The sequence below is a fragment of the Nonomuraea salmonea genome, from assembly GCF_042428605.1.
Lineage (GTDB): Bacteria > Actinomycetota > Actinomycetes > Streptosporangiales > Streptosporangiaceae > Nonomuraea > Nonomuraea salmonea.
The window spans coordinates 234554-260494 of the sequence record NZ_JBHMCF010000011.1; the positions used below are offsets into that span (position 1 = coordinate 234554).

Here is a 25941-nt window from a genome sequence, read left to right on the forward strand (position 1 = left end):
GAGCCTAGAGGTTGGGGGAGATTTCGTCAGCGATGGGGTCCTTCGTCCGGACTGTACGGGGGTCACGGGCCGGAGGCGGCCAGGTAACCCGCCAGCAGCGCCTCGGCCACCGCCCCGACCGCCTCGTCGTCCGGCAGGAACCGGGGGCTGTGCAGCCCGGCCACCGTGTCCACGCCCACGAACATCATCAGCGACGACGCCACCGCGCCGTACCTGGCGAAGTCGTCGGCCCCGCACGAACGCAGCTCGTCCGACACCGTCCACCCCTCATGCCGCAGCCGCTCCCCCGCGCGCAGCGCGAGGTCGTGGTCGTTGATGAGGATCGGCTCGCCGGGCAGGATCTCGACGTCGGCCGTGCAGCCGTACGCGCGGGCGGTGTCCCTGATCACCTGCCTGAACCTGACGTGCAGCTCCTCGCGCCAGCTCTCCGACATCGTGCGCAGGGTGCCGGTGGCCAGCGCCTCGCCGGGCACGGCGTTGGGGGTGGTGCCCGCCGTGACCGTCCCGAACGTCACCACCGTCGGCACCATGGGGTCGGCGGCCCGGCTGACGAGCTGCTGCGCGGCCACGATCACCTGCGCCATCGCGAGCACGGGATCGCGGGTCAGATGCGGGTACGCCGCGTGCCCCTCGGCTCCCGTGACCCGCACCCTGAACTCGTCGGACGACGCGTTGACCGGCCCCGGTGTGCAGGCGATCGTCCCCTCCTCCAGCACCGGCTGCACGTGCGCCCCGACCATCGCCCGCAGCTCGTGCCGGTCCAGCGCGCCGGACCGCACGACGTCCTGCGCCCCCGACGGGTACGTCTCCTCGCGCGGCTGCAACACCACCAGCAAGGGCATCGGCTCCGCCCCACCCACGACCTCGGCGACCGCCTCGGCGGCCCCTGCCATGGCGGCCTCGGCGACCTCCTCCACCACTCCGGTGGCGGCGGGGCGTGCGGAGGATCCGCCGGCGGGGTCCGCGTCCGTGACCGCTTCCGCGGCGCCCTGGGCGGCGGCTTCCGTCAGGACCTCCCGGGCCTTCGCCGGGCCGCCGGCGGCGACCGTGGCGACGGCGCGGGCCAGGGCGACCACGGCGGCCAGGTGCACGTCGTGGCCGCAGGCGTGCATGGCGCCGTTGGTGGCGGCCCACGGCACGCCCGTACGTTCGACGATCGGCAGCGCGTCCAGCTCACCCCGCACCCCCACGGCGGCGCCGGGCCCCCCGACGCGCAGCACGGCTCCGGTGCCCGCCACGTGCTCGACGAGACCGTCGGGCAGCGCGTCGAGCACCTGCTTGAGCGTCGGCCCCTCCTGCCCGGACACGCGGGGCGCCGCGTGCAGTTCGCGGCGCAGGGCGACGGCCGCCGGCAGCTCCCGCCGCAGGGCGGCCCGCAGCGCCGCCTCCAGCCCCGCCGCCCGATGTCCGTTCCCGGCCGCTCGTGCTGCCCCCGTCACCGTCTCTCCTCTCCATCGAAAATGTGCAATGTCCGCATACGTGCCCTTATGGCCGTCCCATACCCGTCCCCAAAGGAACGTCAGCCGCCCAGGCCGTACACGCGGCGCGCGTTCTCCGCGCCGATCATGGTCGCGACGCGCACCGCCTGCGCCACCGACCACTCCTCCTCCAGCACGAACTCCCCGAGCACCCGCGCCATCCCCCTCCGCCACAGCAACGCGCCGAGATGGTGCAGCTCGGCGGGCCCCCACGCGTCGGACGAGTAAAGGATCTTCGCGAACGGCGCCACCTCCAGGCTCTCGGCCAGCAGCGCGGAACCGCGCGCCCCGACGTGGGTGAGCGCCAGCCCCACGTCGAAGAACACCGCCGGGTACGCCTGCGCCAGATACCCGGCGTGCCGCTGGAAGGGGTAGCAGTGCAGCAGCAGCAACGGCACCCCGGTCGGCTCGGCCAGCTCGATCAGCCCGCGCAGCAGCAGCGGGTCGGACCGCTTGAGGTCGATGTCGGGGTCGCCGTACCCGATGTGGAACTGCAGCGGCAGCCCCCGTTCGAGTCCCGTCCAGATGAGGTGACGGACGAGCACGGGGTCGCGCAGCCGCCCGCCCTCCTCAAGCCACCGCCCGGCCGCCGCCGCCACCTCGTCGGCGGACGGCGGCGCCGGATCGAAGTCGAGCCCGCACCGGTAGGCGGCGACGGTCTTGAGCCCGCGCGCGTCCCCGGTCCGCTCCCACAACGCCTCGGCGAACCGCCGCCCGAACTCCCCCGCCCCGCACCCGGCGGCGGCCAGCTGCTCGGCCACGCTCTCCAGCCGCACCACCTCGTCGGCGGGCGCCCCGCTCGCCTCGGCCATCCCGGAGGGGCCGAGCAGCTCCTCGGCGCGGTAGCCGGTCTCGACCAGGAAGTGCCCGACGCCGGACGCGCCGAGCAGCAGCCGGTTGGCCTCGTGCGCGCCGATCCTGGCCCGCCTGGCGAGGTACTCCTCCGGCGGGCAGAACGGTTCGAGGCCGAGCACGGGCGCGCAGTGACGCAGCACGGCGAACCCGAGCTGGGAGTCGAAGCGGGTCATCCAGTCGGGCACCGGCCGGTCGGACTCGCCGAGCAACTCCTCGAACGCGGTGCGCGACAGGTCGTGCGAGGTGGCCCCGTGCACGTGGTGGTCCACCAGCGGCAGCTCCTCCAGCACGCGGGCCAGCCCGGCGGGCACGACTTCGAGCTCCATCGACATCGCCGGTCCTCCCGATCAGACGGCGCTGATTCGATCTCGTACCCGCCCGCCGAGGCCCCCAACACAGGGGCGGGCCCCCGGGAGACGTTCCCAGGGGCCCGCTGAAAGGGGAAGATCAGGCGGCGGCCCTGGCGGTCAGGGCCACCGTCGCCTGGCGGGTGACGCCGTTGACGGTGACGGCCACCGTGACCTGGCCGGGCCGCAGCGCGGTGAGCGTGCCGGTGGCCGGGTCGAGGACGGCGACGTGCCGGGGCCTGGCCGAGGCGCGGCCGCCGACGTGCAGGTTGGGCGAGCCCGACCAGGTGACCGACACCGGGTAGGCGGCGGGCACCGTCCGGCCGTCCTGGACGACGGACGCGCTGACGGCGGCGGGCCTGCCGACCGCGACGCTCGCGGGCGCGGTGAGCGTCAGCTCGTCCACGTGCGGGCGCACCTGCGTGCCGATCCAGGTGGGCGCGTCGGTGAACCAGCTCCGCCTGACCAGCTCGGCCTCGGCCTTGCTGACCGGGTCGACGCCCCAGAGGGACCAGCCGGTGAAGCCGCCGTCGTCGGGCGCGGTGGCCGGGTTCTTGCCGGAGTTGCCGTTGATGACGTACGGCACCGCGTCCACGTGCTCGGCGTGGAACGTCCCGACGTGCCCGCCGATGAACGCGGCCCCCTTGCCGGTCTCGCGCTGGAAGGCGGCCAGCCAGTCCTCGACCAGCGCGGCCTCCTTGCGGTCGCCGAGCTGGCTGCCCTTGCCCGGCGTGGGGTCGCGCGGCGGCACGTGGAACAGCACCGCGACCGACCCGATCGAGGCGTCCTTCGCGGCCTGGTCGAGCTGGTCGCGCAGCATCGCCACCTGGTCGAAGCCGCCGCCCCTGAGGGTCAGGCGCGAGGTGTCCAGCGTGATGAAGCGGGTGCCCTTGTGGTCGAAGGTGCGGTAAGTGTCGCCGAAGACGGCCTTGAAGTTGTCGATCTGGCCGCCCATCACCTCGTGGTTACCCGGGATGTAGTGATATTTCACCGTCCCGCCGAGTTCCTCGTCGAGGATCTTCTTCGCCAGCGCGAAGTCCTCCGGTGACGCCTCGTCCACCAGGTCACCGTTGACGATCAGGAAGTCCGGCTTCGCGGCCTTGATCTCGCGCAGCGTGCGCCGCGCGTTCTTCACCAGGTCGCTGTCGGGGTCCCTGGCCACGAACTGCGCGTCCGACATGACCGCGAACCGCCACGGCATGTCCGCCACGTCCGCCCTGACCACCGGGTCGGCGACCTTGGGCGCGGCCGGGGCCTCCACCGACGGCGGCACCTTGGCCACCAGCCCGTCGATCATGATCTCGTTGGTGTACGAGGCGTCGGCCTTGGTCTCGGCGACGTAGAAGCGGCGCAGCTTGAGCGGGTAGTTGACGCCCGGCGGCACCGGGAACTCGACGTAGCGCCAGCCGGTCCACGTCATGTACGGCCCGCGCAGGATCTGCGACTGCCCGAGCCCGTCGTAGAACTCCAGGCTGGGCCACTCGCCCTTGCCGGTCGAGTTGATCCACAATCCGAACGCCTGTGGCTGCCCCTCGACGACCAGCTCCCCGGGCGGGGCGGCGTAGGCGGCCCTGGTGGCGGTGGAGGTGGTGAAGTCGTAGGAGAGCTTCAGCCCGCCGCCGTCGTGGCCGGGCGCGGCCGACAGCGAGCCGGTGGCGCGGGCTGCGGCGAACGTCCACTTCGCCGCGTCCTCGAAGTCGGCGACCTGCTTGTCCTCGAACCCGACGGTCACCGGCACGGCGGTGCTGAGCTTGCCGACCTTGGCGGTGATCAGCCCGGAGCCGGTGGCCTGGCGCGCCTTGACGGTGAAGTAGCCGTGCTCGGCGGCGGTGACCTCGAAGAGGTTCTTGTCGTAGGAGAGCTTGAGGTCGGCGGGCTCGATGGGCGCGGAGTTGCCGTTGCGGTCGTAGCCGACGACGCCGAAGGCGGCCGTGCCGTCCTGGCCGGCGATGCCGACGCGGTCGGCGGTGGCGCCGAGCCGCTCCAGCGGCTGCAGCACGGTCAGCTCGATCTCGCCCTTGGCCTTGCCGCGGGCGGCGGTGACCGTGGTCTGTCCCGGCAGCAGGGCGTGGAAGCGGCCGTCGCGGACGACCCCGTGCACGGCCGGCTTCGCGCGCCAGGACGGGGTGCCGGCGGCGGGGCCGTACGTCTCGTCGTAGCCGGCCGCGGTCAGCCGCCTGGTCAGGCCGGGGAAGACGCGGTCGGGACGGCCGCCGCCGACGGGGGCGGCGCCGGGCGCCTTGGCCGGGTCGGAGGCGGTCTCCACCCAGAAGCCCTTGAGCTTGCCGCTGCCCTCGGGCGCGTAGAGGGCCAGGCCGTTGGGCACGTGGCGCTCGCCGCCGTCGGACGGGCTGTTCTCCACCTGCACGTCGGCGGAGCCGGGCTCGCGGGCCAGCATCGTGGAGGAGCCGCCGCCGTCGAGGTTGAGCGCGTCGGCCGCGCCGAGCTCCTTCATCATGGCGGCCAGCTCGTTCAGGGTGACGCCGCGGCTGTCGGCCTGGCGGCCGTCCACGGTGAGCAGGTACATCTTCCTGCCGTCGGCGGAGAAGCCGACCGCGGTGCGCGGGTGCGCGGCGGTGTCGGTGGAGTTCTGCACCACGCCGTCCTTGAGCAGCACCCAGTTGCCGCCGACGGCCGCCTTGACGGACGTGCCGTCGGATGGCTTGGGCTGGTACTTCACCTCCACCTTGTCGCCGGGCTGGAGCGCGGCCACGGCGGTGGCGCCCGCGTCGCGGCCGAGCAGGATCGTGCTGCCGGCCGGGATGGGGCCGCTGCCCGCGGCGTCGCGTACCTCGGAGACCACGCCGTCCACCAGCACGGCCTCGGCGACCGCGGTGGCGCCCTCGACGGCGCGGGCCCGCGTGTACGAGCCCCACAGCGGCGTGAACAGCCCGACGCCGTCGCGCTGGACGATCTGGTTGAACTGGGTCAGCGTGATCGGCGCGCCGCCGGCGGGGGTGGCGGTGCCCTCGAAGTACATCGCGAGCACCCGGCCGACGCCGTCGCCGGAGATCGCGACGGCCTTCTCGTGGCCGGCGATCGGCGACTGGACGAGCGTGCCGTTCTGCACGCCGATGCCCTGGGCGGCGCCGGAGTTGTTGATGTCGAAGAAGTCACCGTTGACGGCCGCGACCGCGCGCGAGCGCTTGGCCGGGCCGGACAGCGGCTCGGTCTTGGACACCTCGCCGGAGAAGACGTAGTCGGCCTTGACGCTGCCGAGGTCGGCGGTGACGGCGTCGGCACGCAGCCAGCCGAGCTCGTCGAAGGTGTCGAAGGAGGTCAGGGAGAGGCCCGGCGCGACCGGCCGGGTGGTCTTGGCGGTCTCCAGCCGCCGGCCTTCGGAGGCTTTGGCGAGCAGCGTGGAGGAGGCGGGGTAGGACGACGCCTGGGACGCGTCCTCTGCGGGAGAGACGGGATCGGCCTGCGCGGGCGCGCTGATGGCCACGGGGGCTAACACGAGCGCGGCGGCGGCCAGCAATCGGAGGGTCTGCACGCCCCGAATGCAATCGCTCGTGGTTATAACTTTCAAGGCTTTGACATGAACTAAAAGAAAATTTCAGATCTTGGTGGCCACACGCTCCCCCACCGTGTCCCCCGGAGGCTCCTCCTCCTGCCCCGCCAGCTCCGGCAGCCGGACGCCCGCGTGCAGCACCAGCGGCACCGCCAGCGCCACCACCATGGACAGCACCGCCGTCCCCGAGTCGTTGACCAGCATGCCGACGACGCCGCTGGCCAGCGCCCCGAGCAGCCCGGCGCGCAGCATCGGCAGCCGCTCGAACGCCAGCGGCACCACGCCCGCGCTCACCTTGCCGGGCCGCAGCACGGCGAAGATCAGGAAGATCAGCCCGGCCATGACGATCGGCATGAGGTTGGGCGAGAGCAGGGTGTTGAGCATGGCGCCCAGCTTGCGCGCGATCATCGGCAGGAACGTGCCGTCGAGCACCATCCCCACGAACCTGCCGAGGTGCGTCTGCGCGGCCGGCGGGCGCAGGTGGTCGAGGACGGCGATGACCGACACGGCCACCCCGCCGAGCACGCAGAACCCGGCCAGCTTCAGCAGCGACACCTTGCGGCCCGCGACCAGCAGCGCGGTCACCGCGATGCCCGGCACGAACGCGATCACGCCGCCGAAGTCGCTGCCCACGCCGGGCCAGCCCGCCAGCAGCATCGCCACCACGCCGGACGCCACCACCCCCGCCACGGCCGCGCGCGGCCGCCCGGCGCGTACGAGATGCTGGGCGGCGATCGCCGAGCACATGAGCACGGAGGTGACGAGCAGCGCGAACGGGATGTTCGCCAGGCCGTAGAAGCGCCCGCCGACCACGGCGGTGTAGCCCATGAGGCTGTTGAACTGCAGCGTCGTGCCGGTCAGCAGGTCGGCCACGAGCACGGCCGCGGTGATCGCGGTGACCGCGGCGGGCGGGCCGAGCGGGTCGCGCCGCCACGGGCCGAGCAGCGCCACGGCGGCGATCGTGGCCGTCATGGCCAGCACCGCGCCGATCAGCGTCGCCACCGGGTAGGGGCTGCGGTCCCACGGCAGCACGTTCACCGCGTACGTCGCGACGGGCACGCAGGCCGGCACGACCGCGACGGTCCCGACCAGGCCGAGCCTGCGACGCTTCGACAGCAGGAGGTACGCCCCCACGTAGAAGGCCACCTGGAGGATCGCGTAGGCGGTGAAGAACCAGCCGGTCATGCCGCGTACGGAGGTGCCCGCCACGTCGGCCCTGACCAGGTCGGCGGGCGTGACGGGGTCGCCGAGCCGCCACGGCACCCCGACGACGCCGGACGGCGGCGTGATGCCCGCGGCGCCCAGGAGCGTGGGCGTGATGTCGGGCAGCACCACGAGGTCGTCGCGCATGGTGGAACCGGCCCCGATGGACGGCCCGGCCTCGCCGGTGACCGCGTCGGTGCCCGCCCGCCGCCACAGCACGGCGCGCAGGTGCGGCACCGAGCCGTGGTCGCCGATGCCGGCCAGCACGACCTCGGTGTCCGCGGGCAGCCGGTCGAGCGCCGCGCCGACCTCGGCGTCGGCCTGGCGGGCCAGCTCGCGACGCTGCTCGGGTGAGATCACCTCGGGCTCCTGCGGCAGCCTGCCGTCTTCGAGGTACGGCTGCACGAGCGCGGCGACGTCGACGGCCAGCACCCGGCAGCGCGTCCAGTCGGAGAGCCCCGCGGGCTCGGAGGCGTAGAGGTCGACCCTGCCCTGCTGGTCGGCCAGCGCCACCGCGGCGCCCCTGCCGACGGCGGCCGTGCAGTGGCCCGCGGCGTGCACGGCGCCGCCGAGCGCGCCGGCGTACATGCCGTTGGTGGTGGCGCGCAGCTCGGGCACCTCGGGCACGACGGCGCCCGCGCCCTGCGCGATCGGCTCGGGCGGCAGGCCGCAGCGGCGGTCGACGGCCTGGCGCACGCCCGCCGACACGCTCAGCCACCCGTCGTACGGGCAGGTGACGGTGCCGACGGCCTTGACCGAGAGCGACCCGAGCGCGCTCTGCCCGGCCAGCTCCCACATGCGCGGGGTGTCACGCGGGTCGAGGTCGTCCCAGAGCAGCCCCGGCACGCCGATGAAGGCGACCCTGCCGCCCTCCGGGGCGGCATCGGCGGGGGGCGTGACCCATAACCCCGCGAACAGCACCACCAGGAAGAGCACCCACCGCACCGTCAGCCCCCATGGCTCACCGACTCCAGACCGCGGGACACCCTACAGTGCGGGACCGTCAGACGGCGCGCTCGACGGTGATGAGCCTGGTCAGGGCTTCGTCGTAGAGCGGATCCAGCCAGTACGCGGTGTGCCGCCGGGCCTCGGGCAGCGGCTCGCCAGGGCCGGGCCTGCGCGGGTCCCAGCAGAACCGGTCGACGGCGTCCTGCTCGCCGCCCGCCAGGGGGTCGACGCGGCGGAAGACGGGGCCGCCGATGGGGTCGCTGAGGCGGTAGAGGTTGCACCACGTCACCGCCTCGCGTACCGCCGTCAGTTCCCTGCCGCCGAAGTAGGCGGGGAAGTAGGCGGCGTACAGGCGGCGCAGCGGCGAGCCGTGCGTGAGCAGCCGCACGCGCCGCCGGGCCTGCGGATCGAGCTGCAGCACCACGGCGGCGGCGATGACGCTGCCCTGGCTGTGCCCCGACAGCACGACCTGGTCGCCGTCCTTCGCGGCCAGCCTGCGGACCCTGGCGACCAGCTCGGGCACCACCCGCTCGGTGTAGCAGGGCGGCGCGAGCGGGTGGATGGCGCGCGGCCAGAACGTGGCGATGTCCCACAGGATGCCGATCGTCCTGCGCAGCCGGGCGTCGCTGTACGTACGCCGCCCGACCAGCACCAGCGTCACCACGGCCGCCACCATGACCCAGCCGCCCGCCGAGGCGAGCATGCCCGAGACGCCGCCTCCTGGGGTGAAAGGACCGAGCCGGTGCAGCACGGTCACCACCGCCGACCCGGCCGCGCCGAGCGCGGTGAGCACGCCGAGCACCAGCCCGGCCCGGTCGGTGAGCGCGGCCAGCGCCCACGCGCTCGCGACCGTCTCCGCGTCGTCACGCTCGCCGTAGTAGGGCTTCAGCTCGGGCGCCAGCCGGGCCGCCGCCGCCTTCCTGATCAGCCAGAGCACGCCCGCCAGCGCGAGGAGGCCGAACGCGAGCAGCGGCACCAGGGCCGCCGTCCACCAGGCGGAGTCGTCGATCAGCAGCGCCCGCCCCAGCGGGCCGGGCTCCGCGGCGGTGCCGGGGACGCCCAAGAACGCGGCGGTCCAGAACAGCAGGCCGAGCGCCAGCACGTTCGCGGCGCCCACGGCCACCATGAGCACGAACCAGGCCGCCATCCCGGCCATCGCCCGCGGCCCGCCCTCCTCGTCCTTGGCGGCGCGGGCCAGGGCGAAGGTGGTGATCAGGAGGAACAGCCCGAGGCCGACGGTGAGCGCGTACTGGAACGCTCCAATGCCGACGCCGGGGAGTTGCCAGGCGAGCGTGCCACCGTCACCCGGCTCAAGACCCGCCAGCGCGGCGCCGGCCGTGGCGACGAACACCACCGGCGCCGCCACCCGCAACGCCCGGCACGCGGCGTCGAGCAGCACCGGCGTACGCCGCCCCGCCTGCGGATCGACCCGGCGGGCGATGCACGGCAACGTCACCAGCACGACGGCGGCGACCAGGATCGCCGCATTGGCGACGGTCAGCACGAGCCCCAAGGCCGTACCGGCGAACGGCGCCACCACCGCCACCCCGATGGAGGCGACGGCGAAGGCCACATGCACCACCCGCAGCCGCCACACCGGCGCCCCGCCATGCCACAGCCTCGGCCTCCCCAACAGCACCCCGCCGCCGGGCCGCACACCACCACCCGGCCGCTCCTCCACCCTTGGCTCCGCGCCACCACCCGGCCGCTCCCTCACCCGCGCATCACCCGGCCGCTCCCCCGCGGCCGGTGCGGGGGGTGGGGTGTCGTCCGTCTGGGTGCGCGGAGCCGGGACGCCGGCCGCAGGTGGGGTCGCCGGACCGTCCGGAGGGCGGGTGTTCTCGTCGCGGCGCCACGTGCGCCGGGCTAGCCACCACAGCAGGACCACGAGCGCCAGCGGCAGCAGCGACGTGACCGCCAGCCGCCTGGACGGCTCGTCGCCCCAGAGGACGGCGAGCCACCGCACCCAGACGGGCGCGGTGTCGGCGGCGCAGGCCCGGCCGGAAGCGGTGCACTGCCAGCCGATGAGATCGACGCCGACCCGGGTGACCGCGCCGACCAGCGTGCCGGTGAGCAGCAGCGCGAACAGCCGCTGCCCCGCCTCGGTCACGTGCCGCAGCCGCCTGGCCCCGGCGGGTCTGGGGAGCATGAAGTAGGCCAGGTTGGCGAGCGAGAACGGCAGCAGGAGCAGCCACAGCGCGATGGCCCGGCCCCCGGAGGTGAGGTTGCCCCACGCGTAGGCCTCACGGTGACGCACCCCCGGCACGTCGGCGTGCTCTCCGGCCGGCGGCCCGCCCTCCCACCAGCGGCGATAGAACCCGGTGGTGCCGTCGCCCGCGACGAGCCTGGGGTGGGGATGGGCGAGGATGCCGGCCGGCGGCGTGCCCGAGACGCCGTGCACGCGCAGCTCGGTCACACCGTCGTAGGTCTCGTCGAGAAAACCGTCCACCAACCCAGCATCTAATCACTTACTGTGATTGGTCAAATACTCGTCGTGTTTACGGCCATGGTCACGCTGCGGCAAACATGGCAAAGAGGAGTATTCCGGGGCGCTTCGCTTCACCGCCGCTCAGGTGGGAACGAGGACGCTGTGGCGTCCGTACGGGGGTGCGGGGGTGCCCGATGGGCGAGGGGGCGGAGAGCCTGAGAGACATCATTCGCAGACGCGACGACAGGGAAGCGCCGCAGGAGCGCCCTGCCGAGGGGGACGACGGGCGCCTCAGCGAGGCCAGGGCGCACTGGATCGACCGCGACACGGTGGTGTGGCCGGGCGAGCCGGCCTGCCAGGAGGGCGCGTTCCTGGTCTTCCACCCCGGCGACGTGCCGTGGGGCCACGGCGAGCAGGACTGCGGAGCCTGCCTGATCCGGCTGATGGCGGGCAGGCTCACCGGGCAGCAGCGCGTCAGGTGGCCGCACCTGGCCGGGCATCCGGCGTACAAGGTGGATCCGCAGGACGCCGACCTCGTCCCTGAGGCGTTGCGCGGCCAGGTGGTGGCCGTGCGGCGCGATCCCGAGGGCCGGGTCGAGGCCGTCACCGGCGTGCAGCTGCCCGGCGTCCTCGACGACCTGTACGCGGCCGCCGCCGACGCCGTGCTGGGGCCTTCGGGGAGGATGTTCCCGAAGCTCGCGGTGTGGGCGCCGACCGCGCGGAAGGTCGAGCTGGCCCTGTACGGCCCCGCGGGGCGGCGGGTGCACCGCATGCGGCGCGACGACGAGACCGGCGTGTGGACGGTGCACGGGCCGCCCGCGTGGTGGGGGCTGGAGTACACGTACCTGGTGACCGTCTACTCGCCCGAAGCGGGGGCGGTGGTGACGAACGAGGTCACCGACCCGTACGGCGTGGACGTCACCGCCGACGGCCGGCGCAGCAGGATCGTCTGCCTGACCAGGGCGGCGCTCAAACCGCCCGGCTGGGACCGGCGCGCCGCGCCGCCGCCGGTGCCGCAGCACCGGGCGGTGATCTACGAGCTGCACGTCCGCGACTTCTCCGCCGCCGACCCGACCGTGCCCGAGGAGCTGCGCGGCACGTACGCGGCCTTCGCCCTCGACTCCGACGGGACGCGCGAGCTGCGCGCCCTGGCCGCCGACGGGGTCACGCACGTGCACCTGCTGCCGGTCTTCGACGTGGCGACCATCCCAGAGCGGCGCGAGGACCGTACCGAGCCTCCCGCCGGCGAGCTGGCCGCGCTGCCGCCCGACTCCGAGCGGCAGCAGGAGATCGTGGCCCGCACCGCCGCCAACGACTCCTACAACTGGGGCTACGACCCGCTGCACTACACGGTGCCGGAGGGTTCGTACGCGACCGACCCGGACGCCCGCGTCCGCGAGTTCCGCGCCATGGTGGCCGCGCTGCACGACGCGGGGCTGCGCGTCGTCATGGACGTCGTCTACAACCACACCCACTCCACCGCCGTGCTCGACCCCATCGTGCCCGGCTACTACCACCGGCTGCTCGACGACGGCTCGCTCGCCACCTCCACCTGCTGCGCCAACACCGCCCCCGAGCACCTCATGATGGGCAAGCTCGTCGTCGACTCCGTCGTCACCTGGGCCCGCCACTACCGCGTCGACGGCTTCCGCTTCGACCTCATGGGCCACCACCCGAAGTCCAACCTGCTCGCCGTCCGCCGCGCGCTCGACGCGCTCACGCCCGCCGCCGACGGGGTCGACGGGAAGTCGATCATCCTGTACGGGGAGGGGTGGAGCTTCGGCGAGGTGGCCGGTGACGCCCGGTTCGTGCAGGCCACCCAGGCCAACCTGGCGGGCACCGCCATCGCCACGTTCAACGACCGGCTGCGCGACGCGGTGCGCGGCGGCGCCCCCTTCGACGCCGACCCGCGCGTGCAGGGCTTCGGCTCGGGCCTGGCCGGCGCGCCGAACGGCGCCCCCGTCAACGGCGGCCCCGACCAGCAGCGCGAGCGGCTGGCGCGCTACTGCGAGCTCATCAGGATCGGGCTCACCGGCGCCCTGGCCGGTTACGTGCTGCCGTCCGGGCGGGCGGGCTCGGAGGTCTGGTACAACGGCATGCCCGCCGGGTACACCGCCGCGCCGGGCGAGGCGGTCGCGTACGTGGACGCGCACGACAACGAGACCCTGTACGACGCGCTGGCCTACAAACTGCCGCAGAACACGCCGATGGCCGACCGGGTGCGCATGCAGGTGCTGTCGCTGGCTGTGGTGCTGCTGGCGCAGGGCATGGCGTTCCTGCACGCGGGCAGCGAACGGCTGCGCTCGAAGTCGCTCGACCGCAACTCCTACGACTCCGGCGACTGGTTCAACCGGCTGCTGTGGGACTGCGCGCAGGGCAACGGCTTCGGCGCCGGGCTGCCGCCGCGGCGCGACAACGAGGCCCGCTGGCCGTACGCCCGCCCGCTGCTCGCCGACCCTTCCCTGCGGCCCGGTCCCGCCGACATCAGGGCCGCCCGCGCCATGGTCGGCGAACTGCTGCGGATCCGGTCCTCGACGCCGGCCTTCGCGCTCGGGACGGCCGAGGAGGTGCGGCGGCGGCTGACGTTCCCCGAGTCCGCCGAAGGGGTGATCACGATGCGCATCGACACCTCGGGCCTGGACGAGCGGTGGCGGTCGGTCACGGTGGTCTTCAACGCCACGCCGTCACCTCAGGCTCAGGCCGCCGCGTCGCCCGTGACGCTCCATCCCGTCCAGGCGGAGTCGGCCGATCCGGTCGTACGGTCGTCGTCGTACGACCCGTCCACCGGCATGCTGACCGTTCCGGCCCGCACGGTCGCCGTCTTCGTGGAGCCGTAAAGGGTGGTTCGTCCGCGTTGGAGTGTGGCTGTACGGGGTAGAGGGAACGTTCATCGCATCACTGGCAATGAGCCGCACGACGGCGCAGACTGGATAGACGGCGATCGCGTGGAGCAGTGGAGCACCCGTGGACAATCACCTTGATCACCTGCCGGTCCTTTCCCGTGGCAGGCATCGCAACCCGAAACGCGGTGCCTGCTTCATGGAACTCGCCTCCTACCTGGCCGGCGAGCGCTGGAGCGACCACCCGGCCTGCACACATCCGCTGCTGGCCGCGCTCGCCAGGCTCGTCAACGACAACACCGACGACGAGAACCGGGCCAAACTCGTCCATCTCGTACCGTCCATCATCGGCCTGAACAGCGACGACCTGCGCGTGGACGCGCACATCGCGCTGCGCTGCGCCACCACCGCCCTGCCGGTCGCCGCCGCCGAACGCCAGCTCGCGCTGGCCGTCTCGGTGCTCGCGGCCGAGGAGATGCTGGCCCGCCTCGACGGGGCGCCGTCCGGGCGGATGAGCGAGCGCAGCCGCCGCGCGATGGCCGAGGTCCCGCACGCGGCCGAACAGGCCCGGCGCTTCAGCCGCGCCGCCCGCATCACGGAGAAGGGCTTCCGCCGCTACGCCGCCCCGAACGCGGTGCAGCTGGCGGTGGTCGGCATCGTCCAGGCCTGCATCCCGGACCCGGACGCCCTGCTCCGCAGGCTGCTGGAGGAGACCATCGAGGAATGCGCCACCCTCATCCACCCCGCCACGACTGAAGCTCCGGCACCGGCCCCAGCCCACGCCTGACACGTCAGGACCGCAGCCTCGTTCTCCGGGTGCGGGGGCATCCCCCGCGCCCGACACCTGGCCGCGGCCCACCACCGCCGGCAGAGCCACTGCGCCGTCGCACACGTCGGACTCCGAATTCGCCAGCGGCGCGTCGTGACTTCACGCCCTTTGGTGGCCGACAGCGCATTCGTTGGTTGCGGCGACAGCACCAAGGCAGGCCATCGGCCTGCATTCCCATCGACGGTTCTGGCCTTTCCTACGCCCGAGATCAGGAACCCGGCGGGGCGAGGGGAGGTCATGAGATCGGAGTTCGCGCCCGAAGATCAAGCAATCGCCACGGCTCAGATCACCTCTCGGACGAGTTCCGCCAATCACTGATCAGCTCGTGAACCCGCCGCCCACTGATCCTTTCCCGCGCGAATCGCTGACTTGCGCTCTCTCGTCGAGCTTTGCGATACCCACCCCGCAGCCTGTGAGCATCGGGCACCTTCGCAGGGCCGTCCGGCACCGTCCGAGGGTCGCCGACGGGCGGTTGGACCGGTCGTCGATAGACGGTCCGACCGGTCGCCGAGAGACGATCGGAGCGGTCGTTGAGAGACGGTCGGAGCGGCGTCACCGTCCATGACCGGGCGAGCACAGAACGCCGGAAAGCCCGTCAACACCGCAGGTCAGGCAAGGCTCGCCTTCGTTGCGGATCTTGTGGAGCATATGCCACATTTTTCATGAGAGATCCGAAATCGGAGGAAAACGTATGACGATCGAGCTCGCTCGTCCGCACTCTCCCGAGCAGCACCACACCCACCGGGACGTGACCGGTGGATGGCTGCGGCCGGCGGTGTTCGGGGCGATGGATGGGCTCGTGTCCAACTTCGCGCTGATAGCCGGAGTGGTCGGCGCGGCGGGGGCCGGGCAGGGGGCGGTGCTGGCCGGGTTCGCGGGGCTGTTCGCCGGGGCGTGCTCGATGGCGGCCGGCGAGTACACGTCCGTGAAGTCCCAGACCGAGCTGATGCGGGCGGAGATCGCGGTCGAGCGCCGCGAGCTGGCCCGCAACCCGGTCGGTGAACGCGCCGAGCTGGTGGCGCTCTACCGCTCGCGGGGCCTCGACGCCGAGCTGGCCGAACGGGTGGCCGACGGCCTGTCCGCCGACCCCGAGCAGGCGCTGCGAGTGCACGTCCGCGAGGAGCTCGGCGTGGACCCCGACGACCTGCCGTCCCCGTACGTGGCCGCCGGCTCGTCGTTCTGCGCCTTCGCCGCCGGCGCATTGGTGCCGCTGGCACCGTTCCTGTTCGGGGCGTCCGGGCTGATGGTGGCGCTGCTGGTGAGCGTGATCGCCCTGTTCGGCTTCGGCGCGGTCGTGGCGGTCCTGACGGCCCGCCCATGGTGGCTCGGGGGTCTACGCCAACTCGCCCTGGGCGTCGGCGCCGCCACGGTCACCTTCGGCCTGGGCCACCTCCTGGGCGTCGCCATCGCCTGACGCGTGAGCCGTACGGGCTGGGCTAACGACACCGCCCCCGCACCACGCGAACGCGCGAACGCAGCACACCGCGCGTTCGCGTCGTGCGGTCAGGGGCGGGTGGAGGTGGCGAGTTTGAGGCCCAGAGCCACCAGGGCCACGCCGGTCAGGGCGTCCACCGCGCGGCGTACGCCCGGACGGGCGAACAGTTTGCGCAGGGCTCCCACCACGTTGGCCACCACCAGGAACCAGGCGACCGTCCCGACCAGCGCCGCCGCCGAGAGCGCCACCACCGGTGCCCCGGCGCCGAGGAACTGCGGCACCAGCGCCACGAAGAACAGGGCGGCCTTCGGGTTGAGCACGTTGGTCAGGAAGCCCTCCATGAACGCGGCCCCGGGCCCCCGCCCGCCCGCGTCCGGGACGTCCAGCCGCAGGGTGCCGCCACCGCGCCAGGCCGCGAGCAGCGACCGTACGCCGAGATAGAGCAGGTAGGCCGCGCCGACCACCTTGACGACGGTGAAGGCGGCGGCGGATGCCGCGAGCAGCGCGGCCACCCCGGTGGCTGCGGCGACCACCCAGGCGAAGACACCCACCGCGATTCCAGAGGCGGCGGCCATCCCGTGCACGCGACCGGAAACGGCCGAACGCCGCACGACCACCGCGAAGTCAGGCCCAGGCGACATCGCCCCGAGCACCACCACACCACCAAAAGCCACAACCTGCCCCAAAGCCGTCACCCGCCCACCCTACGACCTCCCCTCCACCAACCCCCACCCACTGCCGAGCCTCCTTCACCCACCCCGGACCAACGAAGCCGGCCAGTCCAACTTCCGATGAGGGAAGCCGGCATCACCCCGCCGGAAGGCAACGGGACCCACCTCACCGAGCCCCGAACATCGGGTCCGACCTGACCAACCCTCGGAAAGGCAACCGGGACTGTAAGAACAACGGTGTAACTCCTGATCATGGAGGACACCCTGATGAGTACTGTGATCCAGGCATCGACGGAGATCGACCTGGAGGACGCCGCAGTGGCGCGCAAGAAGCCCGAGAACTCGACGGACCGGGAGCTGGTGGCCAGACTGGTCGACCAGGCCCGCGCCGAGGGAGTGGAACTGGTCGGTGAGAACGGGCTGCTGGGCCGGCTGACCAAGCTGGTGCTGGAGTCCGCCCTGGAAGGCGAGATCACCGACCATCTCGGCTACGACAAGCACGAGCGCAACGGCGGCGAGACGACCAACAGCCGCAACGGCAGCCGGTCCAAGACCGTCATCACCGACGTCGGGCCGGTCGAGATCACCGTGCCGCGCGATCGGGACGGCAGCTTCGAGCCGAGGATCGTACGCAAGCGGCAGCGCCGCCTGTCCGGCGTCGATGAGATGGTCATCTCGCTGGCCGCCAAGGGACTGACCACCGGCGAGATCTCCGCGCACCTGGCCGAGGTCTATGGCGCCGAGGTGTCCAAGCAGACCATCTCCACCATCACCGACAAGGTCCTGGACGGGATGGCTGAATGGCAGAACCGGCCCCTCGACCTCGTCTACCCGGTGATCTTCGTCGACGCCATCCACGTCAAGCTGCGTGACGGCCAGGTCGCCAACCGCCCCATCTACGTGGCGATGGCCGTCACCGTCGATGGCGAGCGCGACATCCTTGGTCTGTGGGCCGGCGACGGCGGCGAGGGCGCGAAGTTCTGGCTGCATGTGCTCACTGAGATCAAGAACCGCGGCGTTGCGGACGCGCTGATGGTGGTCTGCGACGGCCTCAAGGGACTGCCGCAGGCTATTGAGCAGGTCTGGCCCCAGGCCATCGTGCAGACCTGCGTGGTGCACCTGCTGCGTGCTTCGTTCCGATACGCCGCCCGCCAGCACTGGGACGCCATCGCCAAGGCCCTCAAGCCTGTCTACACCGCCCCGACCGAGGCCGCCGCACTGGAGCGGTTCTACGAGTTCGCCGAGGTCTGGGGCGGCAAGTACCCGGCGATAGTGAAGTTGTGGGAAGACGCCTGGGCCGAGTTCGTGCCCTTCCTCAACTTCGATACCGAGATCCGCCGGGTGATCTGCTCGACCAACGCCATCGAGTCGGTCAACGCCCGCATCCGGCGGGCGGTCAAGGCCCGCGGTCACTTCCCGAACGAGCAGGCCGCGCTCAAGTGCGTCTACATGGCGATCATGAGCCTGGACCCGACCGGCAAGGGCCGCAAACGCTGGATCACCCGCTGGAAAGCCGCCCTGAACGCCTTCGCCATCACCTTCGAAGGCCGCTTGACCCCGACCACCCGATAACTAATCAAGATCGAGATACATCGTTATCTGGACAGACCCAGGCAACCGGCATCGCCGACCTCGAAGCGGGAGGCGGGTCTCGCCGGTCTTCGGCGAAATGGGTGGGCCTGTTCGGCTGAAGAGCGGAGTGGGGGGCGGAGGCTGCCTGTGTGGGCGGGGTCCGGTTTGGCCGGTCGCGGTGGCAGTGCGGGCCTGTCACCGCGAAGCCGGCGTTCCTGAAGAGTGGGCGGCGGGGGTGTGGGGTCAGCGCTTGCGACGGCGGCGTTTCAAGATCGAGCGTAGGGTCAGGAGCAGGACTACTGCGACGAATTGGCCGCCGATGACGATGCGGTTGACGTCGATCGCGGGGCGCCACAGAGCCTCGCCGTCCTTCAGGACGAAGACACCGGCAGGGGTGGCGCTGTAGCCGAAGCCGCCGCCGCTGCCGCCGCCTTCGTCGCCCCTCTCACCCGTGCCCCGGCCGTGCCCTCCGCCGCCGCCCTGAGCGACCCTGGCGACCGGGATGACGACGATGTCGCCGTGCCGGACGGGCTCGCCGAAGACCCGGCTGACCGTCGCGGCGTCCTTCGACTTCTCGACCAGTTCTATGAGGTCCATACCCCATCGTCACCCCCGGACGTCGCCCCGTCGAACACGCTGCTCACCGCCGAGCGACCGCCCCTTGGGGCGAACGAGACGGCACCCGTCCGGGGCGCCGGCACGTGTCGGAGGGCGCGGCACGGCACGGCCCTCGATCGGACGGCCCTCGTGCGCGGCCGCCTCTTGGGGTTGCCAGCCAGCACCCGTCAGGGGGCGCCGGCACTTGTCGGAAGGCGCGGCACGGCACGGCCCGAGACACGCACGGCCCCCGCACGCACGGCCCCCGCACGCACGGCCCCCGCACGCACGGCCCCCGCACGCACGGCCCGCGCACGCACGGCCCCCGTGCGGACGGCCCCCCTGCGGACGGCCCCTGCGAGGTGAGCCCGTGCGCGGTGCGCCCCGTCGTGGTTCGGTTGAAGTCGTGGGTCAGTCGAAGGTGGTGGAGATTTTGTGCCAGCCGCCCGGGGCGATGTCCGCCGCCGGCGCGGGGCCCCAGGTGCCGGGGTCGTACGGCAAGGGTGGCTCCGGCAGGTCGAGGAGGGGCTGGACGATGCGCCAGGACTCGTCCACCAGGTCGAACCTGGCGAACCTGCGGGGGTCGCCGCTGACCGCGTCGGCGATGATGCGTTCGTAGGCGGCGTCCATCGGGCCGAGCTCTTTGGTGAAGTCGACGCTGACGGGCACCGGGCGGGTGCGTTGCTTGCCGGGCTCCTTGGCCAGGACGTCGAAGGTGACGCCGGCGTCGGGTTGCAGGCGGAAGCGGATGAGGTTGGGGCTGCCGGGTGCGTGGGCGTCGCTGAACATGGTGACCGGCGGGCGGCGCAGCTCGGCGACGACCTCGAGGTCGGTGGTGGGCAGCGCCTTGCCGGAGCGGATGCACCAGGGCACGCCGGCCCAGCGCCAGTTGTCGATGTAGGCGCGCAGGGCGACGTAGGTCTCGGTGGTGGAGCCGGGGCGCACGCCGTCGGTGTCGAGGTAGCCGGTGTATTGGCCGCGTACGACGTCGGCCGGGTCGATGGTCTGCACCGCCCGCAGCACCCGCCACTTCTCGTCGAGCGTGGCCCGGGCGTCGGTGGACGGCGGCGGGTCCATCGCGAGGAGGGCGAGGAGCTGCAGCAGGTGGTTCTGGACGACGTCGCGGACGGTGCCGTTGGCGTCGTAGAAGGCGCCCCGGTCGCGTACGTCGAAGTCTTCGGCCATGGTGATCTGGATGCTGCGGATGTAGGAGCGGTTCCAGATGGGCTCCAGCAGCATGTTGGCGAACCGGAAGACCAGGAGGTCCTCGACCGGCTCCTTGCCGAGGAAGTGGTCGACCCGGCGCAGGTGGTCTTCGTCGAAGTGCTGGAGCAGCTGGTCGTTGAGCGCGCGGGCGGAGCCGAGGTCGTGGCCGAACGGTTTCTCCACGACCAGCCGCGCGTCGTGGTTGAGGCCCGCCCCGGCCAGCCCTTCGGCGACGGGGGCGAACAGGGCGGGCGGCACGGCGAGGTAGTGGACGAGGAAGCCCTTGCCCCGGACCTCGTCGGCCAGCCGGGTGAAGGTCTCGGGGTCGCGGTAGTCGCCTGCGACGAGCCGCAGGTTGCCGGCCAGCCTGTCGAACGCGGCGTCGTGCGGCCCACCGCACGCCTCGCGGGCGTGCTCGCGCAGCCCGTCGAGGTCGAGGTCGGTCCTGGCGACGCCGATGATCGGCAGGTCGAGCCGGCCGTCGGCGGTCAGGCGGTAGAGGGCCGGCAGCAGCATCTTGCGGGCGAGGTCGCCGGTGATGCCGAACAGCACCAGCGCCCCCGCCGCACCGGGCTCCTCGCCTGACACCGCACCCGCTGTGGCGGTCGGAGTGGTCGGGGCCGGTGTCGGGGCCGGTGTCGGGGCCGGTGTCGGGGCCGGTGTCGGGGACTCCCCCGTGGCGTTCATGTCAGACGCGCCTTCCCCGCAGCGCGCGGTAGCGGCGGATGAGTTGTTCGGTGGAGGGGTCGGGGAAGGAGGTGGGCGGGGCGTCGGAGATCAGCGCGGGCGCGAGGTCGAGCGCCATCTTCTTGCCCAGCTCGACCCCCCACTGGTCGAAGGAGTCGATGCCCCAGATGGTGCCCTCGACGAACACGATGTGCTCGTAGAGGGCGACGAGCTGGCCGAGCGTGGACGGGGTGAGCTTGGGCGCGAGGATCGTGGAGGTGGGCCGGTTGCCCGGCATCACCTTGTGGGGCACGATCTCGGGCGCGGTGCCCTCGGCCGCGATCTCGTCGGCGGTCTTGCCGAAGGCCAGCGCGGAGGTCTGGGCCAGCAGGTTGGCGGTGAGCTGGTCGTGCATGCCCTCACGGTCTTCGTGGGGCTCGGCGAAGCCGATGAAGTCGGCGGGCACGAGCCGGGTGCCCTGGTGGAGCAGCTGGTAGAAGGCGTGCTGGCCGTTGGTGCCTGGCTCGCCCCAGAAGATCTCGCCGGTGGTGGCGGTGACGGGGGTGCCGTCGGCGCGTACGGACTTGCCGTTGGACTCCATCGTGAGCTGCTGGAGGTAGGCGGGGAAGCGGTGCAGCCGCTGGCTGTAGGGCAGCACGGCGCGGGTCTCGGCGTCGAAGAAGTCGGTGTACCAGATGCCGAGCAGGGCCATCAGCACCGGCATGTTCGCCTTGAACGGCGCGGTGCGGAAGTGCTCGTCGATGGTGTGGAAGCCGTCGAGCATCTCGCGGAAGCGCTCGGGCCCGATGGCGATCATCAGGGACAGGCCGATGGCGCCGTCGTAGGAGTAGCGGCCGCCCACCCAGTCCCAGAAGCCGAACATGTTGGCGGTGTCGATGCCGAACTCCTCGACCTTCGCCGCGTTGGTGGAGACGGCCACGAAGTGCTTGGCGACGGCCTCCTCGCCGAGCGCCTCGACCAGCCATCGGCGCGCGACCCTGGCGTTGGTGAGGGTCTCGAGCGTGGTGAAGGTCTTGGAGCTGACCACGAACAGCGTGGTGGCCGGGTCGAGGCCGGCGAGGTTGCCGGTGATGTCGGCCGGGTCGATGTTGGAGACGAAGCGGGCGGTGATGCCGGCGTCGGCGTAGTCGCGCAGCGCCTCGTAGGCCATCGCGGGGCCGAGGTCGGAGCCTCCGATGCCGATGTTGACGACGGTCTCGATGGGCCTGCCCGTGGCGCCCTTCCACTCCTTGGACCTGACCCGGTCGGCGAAGCCGCTCATCTTGTCGAGCACGGCGTGCACGTCGGCCACGACGTCCTGCCCGTCGACGACGAGCTCGGCACTGCGCGGCAGGCGCAGCGCGACGTGGAGGACCGCGCGGTCCTCGCTGACGTTGATGTGGTCGCCGCGGAACATGGCGTCGATGCGCTCGCGCAGCCCGGCCCGCTCGGCCAGCGCCGTGAGCAGGTCGAACGTCTCCTGCGTCGCGCGGTGCTTGGCGTAGTCGAGATAGAGGTCGCCGGCGGTCACCGTCATGCGCCCGGCCCGGCCCGGGTCGTCCGCGAACAGCTCGCGCAGGTGCCTGCCCGCCAGCTCTTCGTGGTGCTTGCCCAGGGCCGCCCACTCCTGGCTCTGGGTGATGTCGCCGTTCACGCTTTGCCTCCTCGTGTCGCCAAACCTCGTGGCGCCAAGCCGATCATGCCTGGTCCCATCGTCCCGTAACCGTGTACCCCGCACGGTTGATTCCGCGCATGGCGGAGCGGAGTCTTTAGCAGCTCAGTGGAATTGGCGTTCCGGGGGGATTGCGGCAATCCTGTGGTGGAAGCAGCAGGAGCATGGACCATATCGACGCGTACTGGCGGGCGGCGAACTACCTGTCCGTCGGGCAGATCTACCTGCTGGACAATCCGCTGCTCACCGAGCCGCTGCGGCCGGAGCACATCAAGCCGCGGCTGCTCGGCCACTGGGGGACGACGCCGGGCCTGAACTTCTGCTTCGCCCACCTCAACCGGGTGATCCGCGAGCGGGACCAGGACATGATCTACATCGCGGGGCCAGGTCACGGCGGTCCCGCCGCGGTGGCGCACGCCTGGCTGGAGGGGTCGTACTCCGAGCGCTATCCCGACGTGTCGCAGGACGTCACGGGCATGCGCCGGCTGTTCAGGCAGTTCTCCTTCCCCGGCGGGATCCCGAGCCACGTCGCGCCGGAGACGCCGGGCTCGATCCACGAGGGCGGCGAGCTGGGGTACGCGCTGGCGCACGCGTACGGCGCCGCCTTCGACAACCCCGACCTGGTCGTGGCCTGCATCATCGGCGACGGCGAGGCCGAGACGGGCCCGCTGGCCGGGAGCTGGCACTCCAACAAGTTCCTCGACCGCCGCCGCGACGGGACGGTGCTGCCCATCCTGCATCTGAACGGCTACAAGATCGCAAACCCGACGGTCCTCGCCCGCATCCCGGCGGACGAGCTGATCAAGCTCATGGAGGGGTACGGCTACCGCCCCCACCTGGTGGGCCCCGACCACGAGGAGATGGCGGGCACGCTGGACACCGCGTTCGACGAGCTGGCGGCGTACAAGGCGGGCGACGCCGGCCGGCTGCCGATGGTCATCCTGCGCACGCCGAAGGGCTGGACGGGACCGCGCGAGGTCGACGGGCTGCCGGTGGAGGGCACGTGGCGGTCGCACCAGGTGCCGCTGGCCAAGGTCCGCGAGAACGCCACGCATCTGGCGCTCCTGGAGGAGTGGATGCGGTCGTACCGGCCGGAGGAGCTGTTCGGCGCGGACGGAAAGCCGGTCGGGGCGATCCTGGAGACGGTGCCGCGCGGCGAGCGCAGGATGAGCGCCAACCCGCACGCCAACGGCGGTGAGCTGCTCGAACCGCTGCGGCTGCCCGACTTCCGCCGCCTCGCGGTCGAGGTGAAGGCGCCGGCCACGCAGTCGAGCGAGCCGACGCGGGTGCTCGGCGGGTTGCTGCGCGACGTGATCGCGGCCAACCCGAGGACGTTCCGGCTGATGGGGCCGGACGAGACGGCGTCGAACCGGCTGTCGTCGGTGTTCGAAGTGACCGACCGGGCGTGGAACGCCGAGACGCTGCCCACCGACGAGAACCTCTGCGCCGGCGGCCGCGTCATGGAGGTGCTGAGCGAGCACCTGTGCCAGGGCTGGCTGGAGGGCTACCTGCTGACCGGCAGGCACGGGCTGTTCAACTGCTACGAGGCGTTCATCCACATCGTGGACTCCATGTTCAACCAGCACGCCAAGTGGCTGCAGTCGTCGCAGAAGATCCCGTGGCGGCGGCCGGTGGCGTCGCTGACGTACCTGCTGTCGTCGCACGTGTGGCGCCAGGACCACAACGGCTTCAGCCACCAGGACCCGGGCTTCCTCGACGTCGTCGTCAACAAGAAGGCGTCGGTGGTGCGGGTCTACCTGCCGCCGGACGCCAACACGCTGCTGTCGGTCGGCAACCACTGCCTGGCCTCGCGCGACTACATCAACGTGATCGTCGCCGGCAAGCAGCCGGTGCTCGACCTGTTCACGATGGACGAGGCCATCGCGCACAACACGCGCGGCCTGGGCATCCTGCCGTGGGCCTCCAGCGACGAGGGCAGCGAGCCCGACGTCGTGCTGGCCTGCGCGGGCGACGTGCCGACCCTGGAGACGCTGGCCGCGGCCGCGCTGCTGCGCGAGCACCTGCCCGAGCTGAAGGTCCGCGTCGTCAACGTGGTGGACCTGATGCGGCTGCAGCCGGAGTCCGAGCATCCGCACGGCATGCCGGACGCCGAGTTCGACACGCTGTTCACCGTGGACCGGCCGGTGATCTTCAACTTCCACGGCTACCCGTCGCTGATCCACCAGCTCACCTACCGCCGCCACGGGCACGACAACATCCACGTGCGCGGCTACAAGGAGGAGGGCACGACGACGACGCCGTTCGACATGTGCATGCTCAACGACATCGACCGCTTCCACCTGGTCATGGACGTCATCGACCGGGTGCCCGGCCTCGGCAGCAAGGCCGCCCACCTGCGCCAGCTGATGAGCGACGAGCGGCTGCGGGCCCGCGCGTACACGCGGGAGCACGGCGAGGATCCGGCGGAGATCAGGTCGTGGACATGGCCGGACACATTCTCGTCCTGAACACCGGCTCCTCGTCCATCAAGTACGAGCTCGTGGACGTGGCCAGCCGGGAGCGCCCCGCCAGGGGGCTGGTGGAGCGCATCGGCGAGGAGCACGGCCGGCTCGTCCACCATCACGGCGACGGCCCCCCGTACGTGCGGGAGCGGCCCTTTCCCGGTCACGACGAAGGGCTGGCGGCGATGATGGAGGCGTTCGCGGCGGCCGGTCCCGCGCTCGATCCCGTCGCGGTCGGGCATCGGGTGGTGCACGGCGGCGCCCGGTTCGACCGGGCCGTCCTGGTGGACGACGGGGTGATCGCGGCCGTCGAGGAGCTGGCTCCGCTCGCGCCGCTGCACAATCCGGTCAACCTGGCCGGGATCAGGGTGGCGCGGGCGGCGTTCCCGTCCGTGCCGCAGGTGGCGGTGTTCGACACGGCGTTCCAGCTGACGCTGCCTCCCGAGGCGTACACGTACGCGGTGCCGCGCGAGTGGCGGGAGCGGCTCGGGGTGCGGCGGTTCGGCTTCCACGGCACCTCCTGCGCGTACGTCTCCCGCCGCGCCGCCGCCTTCCTCGGCCGCGACCTGTCCGATCTGAACCTGATCGTGCTGCATCTGGGGAACGGCGCCAGCGCCACGGCCGTCTCGGGCGGGCGCAGCGTCGACACCTCGATGGGCCTGACGCCGCTGGAAGGGCTGGTGATGGGTACCCGCTCCGGTGACGTGGACCCGGCGCTGCCCGGCTACCTGGCGCGCGTGGACGGCATGGACGCCGAGAGCGCCGAGAACGCGCTCGGCCACGCGGGCGGCCTGCTCGCGCTGACCGGGTCGAGCGACATGCGCGAGGTGCGCGCCCGCGCCAGGTCCGGGGCCGAGGACGCGCTCCTGGCCCTCGCCGTCTACACCCGCCGCATCCGCAAGTACGTCGGCGCCTACTACGCCCTGCTCGGCCGCGTGGACGCCGTCGTCTTCACCGGCGGTATCGGCGAGAACGACCCCGCCACCCGCGCCGAATCCCTGACCGGCCTCACCCGCCTCGGCATCACCCTGGACCGGGAGCGCAACGAAGCCCCTTCGGACGCCGAACGCGCCGTCTCGGGTGAAGGGGCGGAGGTCGCCGTCCTGGTGATCCCGACGGACGAGGAATGGGAGATCGCCCGCCAGGCGAGCGCCCTCGTCAACGGCGACGAAGCCCCCGCTCAGCCCTGATCGGGGCCAGCGGCGGGGGGGTTCCGGAACG

At 72.3% G+C, this 25941-nt stretch carries 15 protein-coding genes; 6 read left to right on the plus strand and 9 right to left on the minus strand.

Annotated features, from left to right (window positions below; translation table 11 throughout):
• Window positions 1–62: 62 nt before the first annotated feature.
• The 5 genes from ACFFR3_RS11565 to ACFFR3_RS11585 form a co-directional block, all read right to left on the minus strand.
• Window positions 63–1439, minus strand: a complete 1377-nt coding sequence (locus ACFFR3_RS11565) for a M20 metallopeptidase family protein (protein WP_379483081.1) — start codon at window positions 1437–1439, stop codon at window positions 63–65.
• Window positions 1440–1519: 80 nt separating this feature from the next.
• Window positions 1520–2665 carry an amidohydrolase family protein gene (locus ACFFR3_RS11570; protein WP_364377161.1) on the minus strand — a complete coding sequence of 382 codons (1146 nt, stop codon included), beginning with the start codon at window positions 2663–2665 and terminating at the stop codon, window positions 1520–1522.
• A gap of 115 nt (window positions 2666–2780) precedes the next feature.
• Window positions 2781–6173: a phosphodiester glycosidase family protein gene (locus tag ACFFR3_RS11575; RefSeq protein ID WP_379483082.1), complete on the minus strand. Its 3393-nt coding sequence runs from the start codon at window positions 6171–6173 to the stop codon at window positions 2781–2783.
• A gap of 63 nt (window positions 6174–6236) precedes the next feature.
• Window positions 6237–8339, minus strand: coding sequence for a hypothetical protein (locus ACFFR3_RS11580; RefSeq protein ID WP_364377157.1), 2103 nt, complete (start codon window positions 8337–8339; stop codon window positions 6237–6239).
• Between the two features lie 58 nt (window positions 8340–8397).
• Window positions 8398–10791 (minus strand): hypothetical protein, encoded by a 2394-nt coding sequence (locus ACFFR3_RS11585; RefSeq protein ID WP_364377155.1) that lies wholly within the window; start codon window positions 10789–10791, stop codon window positions 8398–8400.
• A 173-nt stretch (window positions 10792–10964) separates the two neighbouring features.
• Here ACFFR3_RS11585 and pulA point away from each other — a divergent pair, with 173 nt between their 5' ends.
• The 3 genes from pulA to ACFFR3_RS11600 all read left to right on the plus strand — a co-directional run bounded on the left by pulA (window position 10965) and on the right by ACFFR3_RS11600 (window position 15853).
• Complete coding sequence (pulA, locus tag ACFFR3_RS11590) at window positions 10965–13607, plus strand: pullulanase-type alpha-1,6-glucosidase (RefSeq protein WP_379483083.1); 2643 nt, start codon at window positions 10965–10967, stop codon at window positions 13605–13607.
• Between the two features lie 202 nt (window positions 13608–13809).
• Window positions 13810–14397 (plus strand): hypothetical protein, encoded by a 588-nt coding sequence (locus ACFFR3_RS11595; protein ID WP_345403073.1) that lies wholly within the window; start codon window positions 13810–13812, stop codon window positions 14395–14397.
• 733 nt (window positions 14398–15130) lie between these two features.
• Window positions 15131–15853 (plus strand): VIT1/CCC1 transporter family protein, encoded by a 723-nt coding sequence (locus ACFFR3_RS11600; protein WP_364377149.1) that lies wholly within the window; start codon window positions 15131–15133, stop codon window positions 15851–15853.
• A gap of 89 nt (window positions 15854–15942) precedes the next feature.
• Here the strand turns inward: ACFFR3_RS11600 and ACFFR3_RS11605 are convergent, their stop codons facing one another.
• Complete coding sequence (locus ACFFR3_RS11605) at window positions 15943–16515, minus strand: LysE family translocator (RefSeq protein WP_364377147.1); 573 nt, start codon at window positions 16513–16515, stop codon at window positions 15943–15945.
• Window positions 16516–16812: 297 nt separating this feature from the next.
• Between ACFFR3_RS11605 and ACFFR3_RS11610 the strand changes: the two genes are divergently transcribed.
• Window positions 16813–18117: an IS256 family transposase gene (locus ACFFR3_RS11610; protein ID WP_345409750.1), complete on the plus strand. Its 1305-nt coding sequence runs from the start codon at window positions 16813–16815 to the stop codon at window positions 18115–18117.
• 243 nt (window positions 18118–18360) lie between these two features.
• Here the strand turns inward: ACFFR3_RS11610 and ACFFR3_RS11615 are convergent, their stop codons facing one another.
• The 3 genes from ACFFR3_RS11615 to pgi all read right to left on the minus strand — a co-directional run bounded on the left by ACFFR3_RS11615 (window position 18361) and on the right by pgi (window position 22240).
• Window positions 18361–18714 (minus strand): spore germination protein GerW family protein, encoded by a 354-nt coding sequence (locus ACFFR3_RS11615; protein ID WP_345403064.1) that lies wholly within the window; start codon window positions 18712–18714, stop codon window positions 18361–18363.
• A 411-nt stretch (window positions 18715–19125) separates the two neighbouring features.
• The gene (zwf, locus tag ACFFR3_RS11620) at window positions 19126–20508 is read right to left on the minus strand and encodes a glucose-6-phosphate dehydrogenase (protein WP_364377143.1); all 1383 of its coding nucleotides are present in this window, start codon (window positions 20506–20508) and stop codon (window positions 19126–19128) included.
• Between the two features lie 100 nt (window positions 20509–20608).
• Window positions 20609–22240 carry a glucose-6-phosphate isomerase gene (gene pgi / locus ACFFR3_RS11625; protein ID WP_364377141.1) on the minus strand — a complete coding sequence of 544 codons (1632 nt, stop codon included), beginning with the start codon at window positions 22238–22240 and terminating at the stop codon, window positions 20609–20611.
• 182 nt (window positions 22241–22422) lie between these two features.
• Between pgi and ACFFR3_RS11630 the strand changes: the two genes are divergently transcribed.
• Together ACFFR3_RS11630 and ACFFR3_RS11635 are read left to right on the plus strand one after the other, a co-directional pair.
• Window positions 22423–24726, plus strand: coding sequence for a phosphoketolase family protein (locus ACFFR3_RS11630; protein WP_364377139.1), 2304 nt, complete (start codon window positions 22423–22425; stop codon window positions 24724–24726).
• On the plus strand, window positions 24702–25910 hold the full coding sequence (locus tag ACFFR3_RS11635) for an acetate/propionate family kinase (RefSeq protein ID WP_364377137.1): 1209 nt from the start codon (window positions 24702–24704) through the stop codon (window positions 25908–25910). Before ACFFR3_RS11630 ends, ACFFR3_RS11635 begins: the two co-directional genes overlap by 25 nt.
• Window positions 25911–25941: the final 31 nt, after the last annotated feature.